This window comes from Serratia sp. BNK-23 (assembly GCF_047456145.1).
GTDB classification, from domain to species: domain Bacteria; phylum Pseudomonadota; class Gammaproteobacteria; order Enterobacterales; family Enterobacteriaceae; genus Serratia; species Serratia nematodiphila.
In genome coordinates this window covers 2,843,566-2,855,837 of record NZ_CP179900.1, presented here as the reverse complement: position 1 = coordinate 2,855,837, position 12,272 = coordinate 2,843,566, and the positions used below count along the sequence as shown (strand labels likewise).

Sequence of the window (12,272 nt, the reverse complement as noted above, 5' to 3'; positions counted from 1 at the left end):
GATGATCAACGGCAGCAAACCTTTGGCGAGATCGTTGCGCTGGGGCATGGTCGGCGGCGGCGGCACCAGCCAGATTGGTTACATCCACCGTTCGGCGGCCTTGCGCGACGGCGCGTTTACTCTGTTGGCCGGCGCGTTCGACATTGACGCTGAACGCGGGCGTGATTTTGGCCGGAGTCTGGGCGTGGCGGCGGAGCGCTGTTATGCGGATTATGCCGAGATGTTCCGCGCCGAAGCCGCGCGGGCGGACGGCATCGAAGCGGTCTCGATCGCCACGCCGAACAACACCCATTACGCCATTTGCCGGGCGGCGCTGGAGGCGGGATTGCACGTGGTGTGCGAGAAGCCGCTGTGTTTCAGCGACGAAGAGGCACAGGCGCTGGCGGCGCTGTGCGAGCGGCAGCGCAAAGTCATCGGCGTGACCTACGGCTATGCCGGGCACCAGATGATTTTGCAGGCGCGGCAGATGATTGCCGATGGCCGGCTGGGGGAAATTCGGCTGGTGAATATGCAGTTCGCCCACGGCTTTCACGCCGCGCCGGTGGAGCAGGATAATCCCAGCACTCGCTGGCGGGTCGATCCGCGCTTTGTCGGCCCCAGCTATGTGCTGGGCGATCTGGCGACCCACACGCTGTTCCTGGCGGAAACCATGGCGCCGCAGCTGAAGATCCGGCGGCTGATCTGCAGCCGACAAAGCTTTGTGCCGTCGCGCGCGCCGTTGGAGGACAACGCCTATGTGCTGATGGAGTATCACAACGGCGCCATCGGCTCCGTGTGGGCTTCGGCGGTCAACTGCGGTTCGATGCACGGCCAAAAGGTGCGAATTGTCGGTGAAAAGGCCAGCCTGGAGTGGTGGGATGAACAACCCAATCAGCTGCGCTTCGAAGTGCAGGGCGAACCGGTGCGGATCCTGGAGCGCGGCATGCCGTATCTCGCCGCGTCGGCGCTGGCGGACGATCGCATCGGCGGCGGCCATGCGGAGGGGCTGTTTGAAGCCTGGTCGAATCTCTACCGCCGCTTCGCGCTGGCGATGGACGCCACCGATCGGCGCGACGCGGCCTTCCTGGCCGACTTCTGGTACCCGGACGTGCAGGCCGGCGCGCTGGGCGTGAAGTGGGTGGCGCGCTGCGTGCAATCCGCCGAAACCGACGCCGGCTGGGTCGCCTTCGACTGAGCGCGCGATTCGCTCAGACGTTGGCCCCGTCGTAGCTGTGGATCTGTAACGCATCGAGCGCGACGTCAGGCACGCAGCGCAGGTTGACGGCGCACATCGCGGCGCCGTCCGGCGCACATCGCGGCGCCGTCCGGCGCGGTGCCGTAGGCAAAGGGCTGGGCGCCGCAGACTCGGCAGAACTGATGGCGGATCTTGTGCTGATTGAAGGTGTAGGTGCTGAGCTGGTCTTGGCCGCTGCTGAGCGTGAACGCGCTGATGGGAAAGAAAGACAGCAGCAGGCCTTTGCGGCGGCAGATCGAGCAGTTGCAGCTGAGGGCTTCGGTCGGCAGTTCGGCGTCTACGGAGAAGGTGACGGCGCCGCAGTGGCAGCTTCCCTGGAATGACATGACGATGATCCTGTAACAGGGGAGGGTGTTTGCCCAGTATAGTGCAATTTATCGTCACTCGGCCGCACCCGGTCTGGTTTCCTTAGTAAATGCACGGTTTTCTGGTAGGTTAGAGGTTAACGTCATCAAAAGGAGATCGCGATGTTAGAACATTACTATCCGGCCAATATGGGCGCCGAACCGGTCACGGACGAACAGCACAAACGGCTGGTGGCGGTGCAGGCGGCGCTGGAACTGATCAAGGCCACGCTGTCGGATACCAACGACGGCAACGGCGTGGACTTCCAGCTGAAGGCGGCGGAGAAGCACATCGGTCCGATGGCCGACGCCATTCAGGAAGCCCTGAAGTAACGGTTCGCCGTCACGTCAACCGCCCGTATCGGGCGGTTTTTTTTTGCGCCGATTACTGCGATTTTTTTAGTGGCGCATTGCCTTTTTCCCGGCTGGTGCCATGAGCGGCGCGATCCTACTCTAGCGATCCGAGTCCTCATCAGGGTCATGCTCATGTTCCGCTTCAGCTTCTTTTCTTTCTTATTGCCGTGCCGCCGATGCGTCACCCAGTTGGCCGGCGCTGCGCTGTTGCTCTGCGGCGTTATGCAGGCGCAGGCCACGCAACGCATCGAGTTTTCACCGGACCCCGCCGGCGCCTACCCTGAGGGCATTGCCTGGAATGCACGCGCCGGTGCGTTCCTTATCTCCTCCCTGCGCGGCGGGCAGCTTGGCCTGGTCTACCCGGATGGCCGCTATCGGCGGTTTTCCACCGGCACGGGGCTTATCACCACCTCCGGCATGCTGGTGGACGCCGAGCGCAACCGGGTGCTGGTGTGCAACGAAGACGTGGGCGTGTCCCGCAACTCTGCCGCCGGCACGCGCAATCGCGTGGCGCAGGTGCTGGAGTTCAATCTCGATACCGGCGTGCTGCAGCAGACGTACGACCTTTCATCGCTAAGCCATGGGCCGACGCTGGCCAACGATCTGACGCTCGACGCGCAGGGCAATATCTACGTCACCGACAGCTTCCAGCCGCAGATTTACAAGATCGACCGGGCAACGCACCAGGTATCGATTCTGGTGCGCTCAGCGCGCTTGATGCCGGCCGTCGCACCCGCCGCTGCGCAGGGCACGCAGCCCTATCTCAATGGCGTCGTGTATCACCCGGACGGCTTCCTGATTGCGGCGGACTACACCCGCGGGCTGCTGTGGAAGGTGACGCTGGATAACGCGCCAGCGGTAAGTGCAATCAGGTTGCCGCAACGCTTAAAAGGGCCGGACGGGTTGCGGCTCAAAAACGCCCATGAATTGGTGATCGTACAGTCTTTTCCGGGTGAAAAGGGGAGCATGTCCGGTGACGTGACGCTGCTCTCCTCGACCGACGGCTGGGCGAGTGCGCGTATCGCCGCGGTCGCCGCACCGCCGGGATTGGATGGGCCGACCGGCGCCGCGCTGCGCGATGGCGAGGTGTGGGTCGTCAACTCCCGTTACCCCCGGCTGTTTGCCGACGTCGCTCAGGCGGAAAGTACCAAGACGTTCAGTATCGTCAAGGTGACGTTCGAACCGGCCGCAGCGGATGGCCGCCGATCGGCGGCGATTGCCAACCCGGCCGGAATAGGATTAAATGCGCACTGACTGTATAAATAAACAGGTGCGCTGCGATGAGTCTGATGTTGAAGGGTGAAAAGATTGACCGTAACCGCTTTACCGGCGAAAAAATTGAAAACGGCAGCTTTATGCTGTGCGATTTTTCGGGCGCCGATTTGACCGGCACCGAGTTTATCGGCTGCCAGTTTTACGATCGCGACAGCCGACAGGGCGGTAATTTCAGCCGCGCGATCCTGAAAGACGCCAGCTTCAGAAGCTGCGATTTGTCGATGGCCGATTTCCGCCATGCCAGCGCGCTGGGGGTGGAGATCCGCGAATGCCGCGCGCAGGGCGCCGATTTTCGCGGCGCCAGCTTTATGAACATGATCACCAGCCGCACCTGGTTTTGCAGCGCCTATATCACCAAAAGCAACCTGAGCTATGCCAACTTCGCCAAGGTGGTGCTGGAGAAATGCGAGCTGTGGGAAAACCGCTGGCACGGGGCGCAGGTGCTCGGCGCCAGCTTCAGCGGCTCCGATCTGTCCGGCGGCGAATTCTCCGGTTTCGACTGGCGCGCCGCCGATGTCACCCAATGTGATTTGAGCAACGCGGAACTGGGCGAGTTGGATTTACGCACCACCGATCTGCAGGGCGTTAAAATGGACAGTCACCAGGCCGCTCAACTGCTGGAGCGGCTGGGGATCGCGATCATCGGCTGAGTAACTGCCGCAGTCCCAGTGCGATGATCAAGGTGCCGCAGGCGCGATCGATCCAAGCCTTGCTGCGGCGGTAGGCGCCGGCGACAGGCGCGTGCGACAAGACCAGCGCCACCAGCCCGTACCACAAGCTGGCTATCACCGCGACCTCCAGCAGCATGGCGAGAAAAGTCGGTGTAGAAACATGGCTGGGCGCCGCTGATGAGAAGACGGCGGCGTAAAACGCAATGGATTTGGGGTTGGCGATGTTGGTGGCGATACCCTGTAGAAAGGCGGCGCGAAAACCGCTTTTTCCGGTGGCCGCTGGGGTGCCGGAAGAGGGCGCCGCCTGGGCGATAAGCCGATAGCCGAACCACATTAAATAGCCAGCGCCGGCGACTTTAATCGCCATAGCCAACCAGGGGAACAGGGCGAAAACCACGCCGATGCCAAGAAGGGCGCTGCTCGCCCAGAACAGATTGACCAGCACGATGCCGGCCACCAAGGCAAACGCCTCTGTCCGGCGTGCTGAAACGGCTTTGTGAGCGACAGCGACGAAATTGGGGCCGGGGATCACCACGCCGACAATATACACGGTGAAAACGGCGAGTACGGCGGACATATCGATCATGGAAGATTGCCTGCTACAACAAGAGTACCGTTAGTTTTATAACGAATCCCGCACAGAATCCACCCGACCGATCGCGCCGCCGCTCCGATGACGGCCGGGAAGAGTTACGCATGCGGCACATTCCGGTGAATGCCTGGGGCACCGAGGCGATGGCGCTCGTCGACCGTTTGCCGAGGGGGCAGGCGAGGGAACCGGCGCTGGGCTAAACTTAAGATGCATAAGAAACATGCGGCAAGGAGCGCCATCCTGTTTACGGATCTGACGAGGAGGGCCGCCATCATGGCTTACCGGCATATCGTTGTCGCCACGGATCTCAGCGAAGACGCCGAGTTCCTGCTGGGCAAGGGCGCCAGACTGGCCGCCGCGCTCAATGCCAAACTTTCCCTGATCTATATCGACATCCACCGCGCCGGCTATTACGTCGATCTGGGCGTGGGCGATTACAACTACACCGATCGCACCTTTTCGGAGCGGGTGAAGAATATGCTCAATGCGATCAAAGGGCAGTCGTCGTATCCGGTGGAAGAGGTGATCGTCAGCCGCGGCGCGTTGACGGAAGAGCTGAACCGGGTGGCGAAGGAAAAAGGGTTCGATCTGGTGATCTTCGGCCACCATCATGATGTCTGGAGCCGACTGGTCTCTTCGGCGCGTCAGGCGATCAACGAGCTGAACGTTGATCTGCTGGTTGTTCCCATCGAGAAAAAATAGTCGCGGCCGCCGACGGGCGGCTGCCGTTTTCCATTCGCATCGCTTATCTCTGGGTGAAGATAACCGCATACCTGCAATAATTCCGCTTGCTGACAATCCGCCCGAAAAATAGTGACTGCCTGGAATTTTATTTTTTCCATCAATATGTTGGCCAAAATCCGATAAAGGTTAATCCAGCGCATTGAAATCACTGTCATACCTCCTTTTGGTTAATAAACCGCACGTTTTGACTGGCTCTCCGCGAAGAGGCGTCTTATCCTCGGGGTAATGAGATTTGTATGACTTATATAAATACGTTCACATGGAGGAGGTCTCATGCGTTTTGACAATAAAGTCGTGGTTATCACCGGTGCGGGCAATGGCATGGGGGAAGCGGCGGCGCGGCGTTTCTCCGCCGAGGGCGCGATCGTGGTGCTGGCCGACTGGGCCAAGGAAGCGGTGGACAAGGTCGCCGCTTCGCTGCCGCAGGGCCGGGCGATGGCGGTGCATATCGATGTGTCCGATCACGTCGCGGTTGAAAAAATGATGAACGAGGTGGCGGAAAAACTGGGCCGCATCGACGTCCTGCTGAACAACGCCGGCGTACACGTGGCGGGCAGCGTGCTGGAAACCAGCATCGACGACTGGCGTCGCATCGCCGGGGTCGATATCGACGGCGTGGTGTTCTGCTCCAAATTCGCCTTGCCGCACCTGCTGAAGACCAAGGGCTGCATCGTCAATACCGCGTCGGTGTCCGGCCTGGGCGGTGACTGGGGCGCGGCCTATTACTGCGCGGCGAAAGGCGCGGTGGTCAATCTGACGCGCGCCATGGCGCTCGATCACGGCGGTGACGGCGTGCGCATCAACTCGGTCTGCCCGAGCCTGGTCAAAACCAACATGACCAACGGCTGGCCGCAGGAGATCCGCGACAAGTTCAATGAGCGCATCGCGCTGGGGCGTGCGGCGGAGCCGGAAGAAGTGGCGGCGGTGATGGCGTTCCTGGCCAGCGACGACGCCAGCTTTATCAATGGCGCCAACATTCCGGTCGATGGCGGGGCGACCGCCTCGGACGGCCAACCGAAGATCGTCTAAGCGTTAACGCACAGGCCCGGCCATGATGACCGGGCCTGCTGTTTTAGACGCCGATGCGGTCGCGCAGCGTGTAGTAGGCCGCGCCGATGGCGGTGAACGGGATCTGCAGATTGCGCCCGCCGAAGAACGGCAGGTGCGGCAGTTTGGCGAAGGCGTCGAAGCGTTCGGCGTCGCCGCGCATCAGCTCGGCGATCAGCTTGCCCGCCAGATGGGTGCAGGTCACGCCGTGGCCGCTGTAGCCCTGCATGTAGTACACGTTATTCTCCAGCCGGCCGAACTGCGGCATGCGCGACAGCGTCAGCAGGAAGTTGCCGGTCCAACGATAGTCGATACGCACCCCTTTCAGCTGCGGGAAGGTCTTCAGCAGCTTTGGCCGGATCAGGTTGTCGATGTCGTCCGGATCGCGCGCGCCGTACACCACGCCGCCGCCGTACAGCAGGCGATGATCGGCGGTGATGCGGTAGTAATCCAGCAGGTAGTTACAGTCTTCCACGCAGTAATTCTGCGGGATCAGCGCCTGCGCGATCTCCGGCGCCAACGGTTCGGTGGTCACCACCTGAGTGCCGCACGGCATGCTGCGTTTGGCCAGCCGCGGCTCCAGCTTGTCGCCCAGGTAGGCGTTGCCGGCGACGATGACGAAGCGCGCCTTCACCTGGCCGTTGGCGGTGCTGATGAGCGCCGGTTCGCCGTGGCGGATGTTCGTCACCGCCGATTGCTCGAAGATGCGCCCGCCCTGCAGGCGAATCGCCTCGGCCTCGCCCAGCGCCAGATTGAGCGGATGGATGTGGCCGCCGCTGTGATCGAGCAGCGCGCCGACATAGCGATCGCTGGCGACCTCCTGGCGCACCCGGTCCGCATCGAGCAGCTCGAGCTGGGTATTGCCGTAGCGCTCCCAGTTGCGCTTTTGCTCGATCAGCGCATGGAACTGCTTGTTGTTCAGGGCGGCGAAGATGCCGCCGGGGCGGTAGTCGCAGTCGATGGCGTAGCGGCTGATGCGGCTGCGAATGATCTCCGCGCCTTCAAACATCATGCTGCCGAGCAGGCGGGCGCTTTCCGCGCCGTAGCGCTCCTCGATCACATCGATGTCGCGGCTGTAAGAGTTGACCAACTGGCCGCCGTTGCGGCCGCTGGCGCCGAAACCGATGCGCGCCGCTTCCAGCACCACCACGTCGTAACCGGCTTCCACCAGGAACAGCGCGGAGGAGAGGCCGGTATAGCCGCCGCCGATCACGCAGACGTCGCACTCGAGAGATTCATTCAATTGCGGATAGGGCTGATGAGCGTTGGCCGTGGCCGCATAGTAGCTTTTTACGTGTTCAGTCATGAGAGAAGCCCTTATTCCAGCGAGATCCAGGTGGTTTTCAATTCGGTGAATTTGTCCAGCGCGTGCAGCGATTTGTCGCGGCCGTTGCCGCTCTGCTTATAGCCGCCGAACGGCACGGTCATGTCACCGTCATTGTAGTTGTTGACGAACACCGTGCCGGCTTTCAGCTGGCGCGCCATGCGGTGCGCGCGCGCCAGATCGCGGGTCCAGACCGCGGCGCCGAGGCCGTAGTCGCTGTCGTTGGCCAGCTGCAGCGCCTGTTGCTCGTCGTCGAAGGCGGTCACCGCCAACACCGGGCCGAAGATTTCATCGCGCGCCACGCTCATGGCATTGTCCACCTGGGTGAGGATGGTCGGCCCCAGATAGCCGGCGTGGTCGCCCTGTGGATGGTCGCGCCCGTCGAGGAACAGTGCGGCGCCCTGGCTCAGCCCCCGCTCGATATAGCCGGCCACTTTCTCGCAGTGGCCGCTGTCGATCAGCGTGCCCATCACCGTGGCGGGATCGAGCGGGTCGCCGGGGATGAAGGCCGCCGCATGTTTGCGCAGCGCCTGCAGGAACGCTTGCTCAATGCTCGCTTCGACCAGCAGGCGAGTGCCGGCGATGCACACCTGCCCCTGATTATAGAAGATGCCGGCGGCGGCGCTGCGGGCGGCCTGATCCAGATCCGGGCAGTCGGCAAAGACGATGTTGGCGCTTTTGCCGCCGGCCTCCAGCCAGACGCGCTTCATGTTCGATTCGCCGGCGTAAATCATCAGCTGTTTCGCCACCAGCGTAGAGCCGGTAAAGGTGAGGACATCGACGTCGCGGTGCAGCGCCAGCGCCTTGCCGGCGTCGTGGCCATAGCCGGGCACCACGTTCAGCACGCCGTCCGGCAACCCGGCCTGTTGCGCCAGTTTGCCGAGCAGGATGGCGCTCAGCGGCGATTTTTCGGAGGGTTTGAGCACCACACTGTTGCCGGCGGCCAGCGCCGGGCCGAGCTTCCAGCAGGCCAGCAGCAGCGGGAAGTTCCAGGGCACGATGGCGCCGACCACGCCGATCGGTTCGCGCTCGATCAGCGCCAGCGCATCGCGGCCGGTGGGGGCGATTTCGCCGTACACCTTATCGATCGCTTCGGCGTACCAGCGGATGCAGCGGATAGCGCCCGGCACGTCGTCGCGCAGGCTGTGGCGAATCGGTTTGCCGGTGTCCAGCGTTTCCAGCAGCGCCAGCTCTTCGTGATGCTGCTCCATCAGATCGGCGAAGCGCAGCAGCGTGGCTTTGCGTTGCGCCGGCGCGGCCTGCGCCCAGTCGCCGCGTTCAAAGGCGGCGCGCGCCGCGCTGACCGCCCGATCGATGTCGGCGGCTTCACCGCGCGCGACCTGCGCCAGCTCACGGCGGCCGGCGGGATCTTCCACGGCGAAACGCTTCCCCGCGGCGGCCGGTTGGTAGCGGCCGTCGATAAACAGCTGGTGCTCAATCTTCAGGGCCTGCGCCCGTTGTTGCCAATACTGCAAATGGTGAAAGTTCATGCTTGGCTCCGTTGATCAGAATGTCGTCGGCGTATGGGCGCTGATAATCCGGCAAATGCGCGCCGACGTGTTGCTGAAGCTGTGGGGAATGCCGGTATTGATGGCGTAGCTCTGCCCGGCCAGCAGGTGATAGTTCTGGCCGTTGACCTGCAGCACCACTTCGCCCTCCAGCAGCGTGCCGATCTCTTCCCCTTGGTGTTTGATGCGCTCGCCGGTGGTGGTGCCCGGTTCGTAGGTCTCGATCATCATTGCCAGCGTGCGGTTCGGATCGCCGTTGTGGATCAGCTTCATCGAAACGCCCTGGCTGCCGATTTCGATCAGATCGTCACTGCCTATCACGATCTGCGGCTGCGCCGGTTTTTCCGGCTCGGCGAAAAACGCCGACAGCGACAGACCGTATACCGTCAGCAGCTTTTGCAGCGTGCTGATGGCCGGGCTGACCTTATCTTGCTCGATAGTACTGATGGCGCTGTGGGTTAACCCAGACAGTTCGGCGACCCGGCGCTGCGACAACCCCAATTGTTGACGGATCTGCGACAGACGTTTTCCCGGTGCCAAGCTGACGTCGCTCATGGGCGTTTTTCCTTTTGATAGTTCCGACAGGCGGTGATGAAACCATCAAACAACAGGCGCGACAGGGCGTACTCGTCACTGTTCCACTCCGGGTGCCACTGCACGCCGAGCGCGAAGGGCTGATCGCGCACGCTGATCGCCTCCACCAGTCCGTCGGCGGCGTGCGCCTCGATGCGAACGCTCGCGCCCAGGGTTTTGGCGCCCTGGCCGTGCAGCGAGTTCACCCAGAATCTGTTGCAATCCGGTATCAGTTGCGAAAGTAGCCCCCCTTCCTGAACGATGACTTCATGGGCGGGGGCGTATTGCTGTTCCAGCGGCAGGTCGTGATCTTCACGATGCTCCAGCAGCTCGGGCAGTTCGTACAGGCGGCGATGCAGGGTGCCTTGGGTGGCGACCACCATCTCCTGCATGCCGCGGCAAATGGCGAAAAGGGGAATGCGCCTGTCGAACGCCTGGCGGAGCAGCGCCAGGCTCAACGCGTCTCGGCCAGGATCGGCGTCAGGCTCATCGCCGTTTTCACCATAAAGGTGCGGCTGCACATTACTGGGGCTGCCCGGCAGCAAAATGCCGTCGAGGCGCGGCAACAGTTCCGCCAGCATTTCCGGCTCCGCCAGCGCGTGCGGCAGGGCGATCGGCAAGCCGCCGGCGGTGATAACGGCATTCAGGTACTTTTCTTGCAAGGTCTGTGTGAGGTGCCCGTTTAACCTATACCTGCACATGACGACGCCGATGACTGGTCTGTTAAATATATTGTCCATACTATCCCCTTGGTACGTTCGAAATTATGAACGATAAGCTTCTCCACCGCCGATTTCGTTCAATATTCTATAAATCTAGCAGTCGATTGGGCAATATTCAAACCAGAAGTAACACTTGCAAAACAAATTTGTTTCATCTACGTTTCATTTGTGGGCATTATATTGAACAAGACGGTCAATAAACATCGACGACAGCAAAACACAAACGGCGGGTGAACCATGCAGACCAACATCGTAGAAGTGGAAAACTTTGTTCAGCACAGTGAAGAGAGACGAAGTAGCGCGTTCCAGCGCGAAGTGAAGAAGTACCTGGAACGTTATCCGTTAACCCAACATGTCGACGTCCTGTTGACCGATCTGAACGGCAGCTTCCGCGGTAAACGCATCCCGGTCGGCGGTCTGAATAAGCTGGAAAAAGGCTGTTACTTCCCGGCGTCGGTATTTGCGATGGATATTCTCGGCAACGTCGTAGAAGAGGCCGGGCTGGGGCAGGAGTTGGGCGAGCCGGATCACGTGTGCGTGCCGGTGCCGGGCACGCTGACGCCGTCGGCGGCGGACCCGCAATATATCGCGCAGGTGCTGCTCACCATGCTGGATGAAGATGGCACTCCCTTTGACGTTGAACCGCGCAATGTGCTGAACCGAGTGTGGCAGCGTTTGCGTCAGCGCGGGCTTTCCCCCGTGGTAGCGGTAGAGTTGGAGTTCTATCTCATCGATCGTCAACGCGATGCGGAGGGCTATCTGCAGCCGCCTTGCGCGCCGGGAACCCAGGAGCGCAACACCCAAAGCCAGGTGTACTCCGTCGATAACCTGAACCATTTCGCCGATGTGCTGAGCGAAATCGACGAGCTGGCCCGTTTGCAGGGCATTCCGGCGGACGGCGCGGTGGCGGAGGCGTCGCCGGGGCAGTTCGAAGTCAACCTGCACCATACCGATGATGTGCTGCAGGCCTGCGACCATGCGCTGGCGCTGAAACGGTTGGTGCGCATGGTGGCCGAGAACCACAACATGCAAGCCACCTTTATGGCCAAACCGTATGAAGAGCACGCCGGCAGCGGCATGCACGTGCACATCAGCATGCTGAATGCGCAAGGCGACAATGTGTTCGCCGACGACGACGGCGAAGATTCGGCGCTGCTGAAACAGGCGTTGGCGGGCATGATCGCCCTGATGCCGTCCTCGATGGCGCTGCTGGCGCCGAATGTCAACGCCTATCGCCGTTTCCAGCCCGGCATGTATGTGCCGACCCAGGCTTCCTGGGGGCATAACAACCGCACCGTGGCGCTGCGCATTCCCTGCGGCGATCGCGACAACCACCGCGTGGAGTATCGCGTGGCGGGCGCCGACGCCAACCCTTATCTGGTGATGGCGACCATTCTGGCCGGCATCGTCTACGGCCTGGAAACCGCATTGCCGCTGCCTGAGCCGGTGACCGGCAACGGGCTGGAGCAGGACGGGCTGCCGTTCCCAATCCGCCAGAGCGACGCGCTGTACGAGTTTGAGCATCAGCCGGTGCTCAATGCATTGCTGGGCGAACGCTTCAGCCATGTCTACCTGGCCTGCAAAACCGACGAGCTGGTGCAGTTCGAGCGCCTGATCACCGAAACCGAAATCGAGTGGATGCTGAAAAACGCCTGATCCCGCTCACCTAACGACTACCGCGCGCGTCCGGCGCATTTCATCGGCTCTCCTGTGGCCGGTGAGGCTGCGCGCTGCGGTACAGAATTTCTTCTATCACGGCGTACAGGACGCCGACGAGGAAATAACCATGACTCAGTCATCCCCATGCGCAGGCGTCTGCCTGTGCCGCAGTGCCTACGGGCCGGTCGCCGGCCGTCCGACAGTGACCCCAAACCGTTTTTCCCG

The 12,272-nt window shown here is 61.8% G+C and carries 13 protein-coding genes; 7 read left to right on the top strand and 6 right to left on the bottom strand.

The genetic code is table 11. The features are described from left to right. Position 1 precedes the first annotated feature (1 nt). Entirely contained in the window at positions 2-1,174 is a 1,173-nt protein-coding gene (locus ACMGF9_RS13495) for a Gfo/Idh/MocA family protein (RefSeq protein WP_414160283.1), read from the top strand. 65 nt (positions 1,175-1,239) lie between these two features. Here ACMGF9_RS13495 and ACMGF9_RS13490 read toward each other — a convergent pair whose 3' ends face one another. Further along, entirely contained in the window at positions 1,240-1,560 is a 321-nt protein-coding gene (locus ACMGF9_RS13490) for a GFA family protein (RefSeq protein ID WP_414160281.1), read from the bottom strand. Positions 1,561-1,701: 141 nt separating this feature from the next. On the opposite strand from ACMGF9_RS13490, the gene ACMGF9_RS13485 reads away from it, so the two are divergent. From ACMGF9_RS13485 to ACMGF9_RS13475, 3 genes are all read left to right on the top strand, one after another. Next, entirely contained in the window at positions 1,702-1,911 is a 210-nt protein-coding gene (locus ACMGF9_RS13485; protein WP_004941260.1) for a hypothetical protein, read from the top strand. A gap of 153 nt (positions 1,912-2,064) precedes the next feature. After that, on the top strand, positions 2,065-3,186 hold the full coding sequence (locus tag ACMGF9_RS13480; RefSeq protein WP_414160280.1) for an SMP-30/gluconolactonase/LRE family protein: 1,122 nt from the start codon (positions 2,065-2,067) through the stop codon (positions 3,184-3,186). 26 nt (positions 3,187-3,212) lie between these two features. Next, the gene (locus ACMGF9_RS13475; RefSeq protein ID WP_015377630.1) at positions 3,213-3,857 is read left to right on the top strand and encodes a Qnr family pentapeptide repeat protein; all 645 of its coding nucleotides are present in this window, start codon (positions 3,213-3,215) and stop codon (positions 3,855-3,857) included. Here ACMGF9_RS13475 and ACMGF9_RS13470 read toward each other — a convergent pair. Continuing rightward, on the bottom strand, positions 3,847-4,464 hold the full coding sequence (locus ACMGF9_RS13470; protein WP_015377631.1) for a LysE family translocator: 618 nt from the start codon (positions 4,462-4,464) through the stop codon (positions 3,847-3,849). The genes ACMGF9_RS13475 and ACMGF9_RS13470 overlap by 11 nt on opposite strands. Before the next feature lie 279 nt (positions 4,465-4,743). On the opposite strand from ACMGF9_RS13470, the gene ACMGF9_RS13465 reads away from it, so the two are divergent. Both ACMGF9_RS13465 and ACMGF9_RS13460 read left to right on the top strand, forming a co-directional pair. Next, positions 4,744-5,172, top strand: a complete 429-nt coding sequence (locus ACMGF9_RS13465; RefSeq protein ID WP_033633267.1) for a universal stress protein — start codon at positions 4,744-4,746, stop codon at positions 5,170-5,172. 315 nt (positions 5,173-5,487) lie between these two features. Beyond that, entirely contained in the window at positions 5,488-6,243 is a 756-nt protein-coding gene (locus ACMGF9_RS13460) for an SDR family NAD(P)-dependent oxidoreductase (protein ID WP_015377633.1), read from the top strand. 43 nt (positions 6,244-6,286) lie between these two features. On the opposite strand, the gene ACMGF9_RS13455 is transcribed toward ACMGF9_RS13460, so the two are convergent. The 4 genes from ACMGF9_RS13455 to puuD are packed head-to-tail and all read right to left on the bottom strand — an operon-like array spanning position 6,287 to position 10,406. Then, positions 6,287-7,567: an NAD(P)/FAD-dependent oxidoreductase gene (locus tag ACMGF9_RS13455; protein ID WP_004941279.1), complete on the bottom strand. Its 1,281-nt coding sequence runs from the start codon at positions 7,565-7,567 to the stop codon at positions 6,287-6,289. An 11-nt stretch (positions 7,568-7,578) separates the two neighbouring features. After that, on the bottom strand, positions 7,579-9,075 hold the full coding sequence (gene puuC / locus ACMGF9_RS13450) for an aldehyde dehydrogenase PuuC (protein ID WP_015377635.1): 1,497 nt from the start codon (positions 9,073-9,075) through the stop codon (positions 7,579-7,581). Between the two features lie 15 nt (positions 9,076-9,090). After that, the gene (gene puuR, locus ACMGF9_RS13445; RefSeq protein ID WP_414160279.1) at positions 9,091-9,648 is read right to left on the bottom strand and encodes an HTH-type transcriptional regulator PuuR; all 558 of its coding nucleotides are present in this window, start codon (positions 9,646-9,648) and stop codon (positions 9,091-9,093) included. Beyond that, positions 9,645-10,406 carry a gamma-glutamyl-gamma-aminobutyrate hydrolase gene (gene puuD / locus ACMGF9_RS13440; RefSeq protein ID WP_004941285.1) on the bottom strand — a complete coding sequence of 254 codons (762 nt, stop codon included), beginning with the start codon at positions 10,404-10,406 and terminating at the stop codon, positions 9,645-9,647. The genes puuR and puuD overlap by 4 nt, the downstream gene beginning before the upstream one ends. Positions 10,407-10,625: 219 nt before the next feature. Between puuD and ACMGF9_RS13435 the strand changes: the two genes are divergently transcribed. Further along, on the top strand, positions 10,626-12,044 hold the full coding sequence (locus tag ACMGF9_RS13435; RefSeq protein ID WP_015377637.1) for a glutamine synthetase family protein: 1,419 nt from the start codon (positions 10,626-10,628) through the stop codon (positions 12,042-12,044). Positions 12,045-12,272 lie beyond the last annotated feature (228 nt).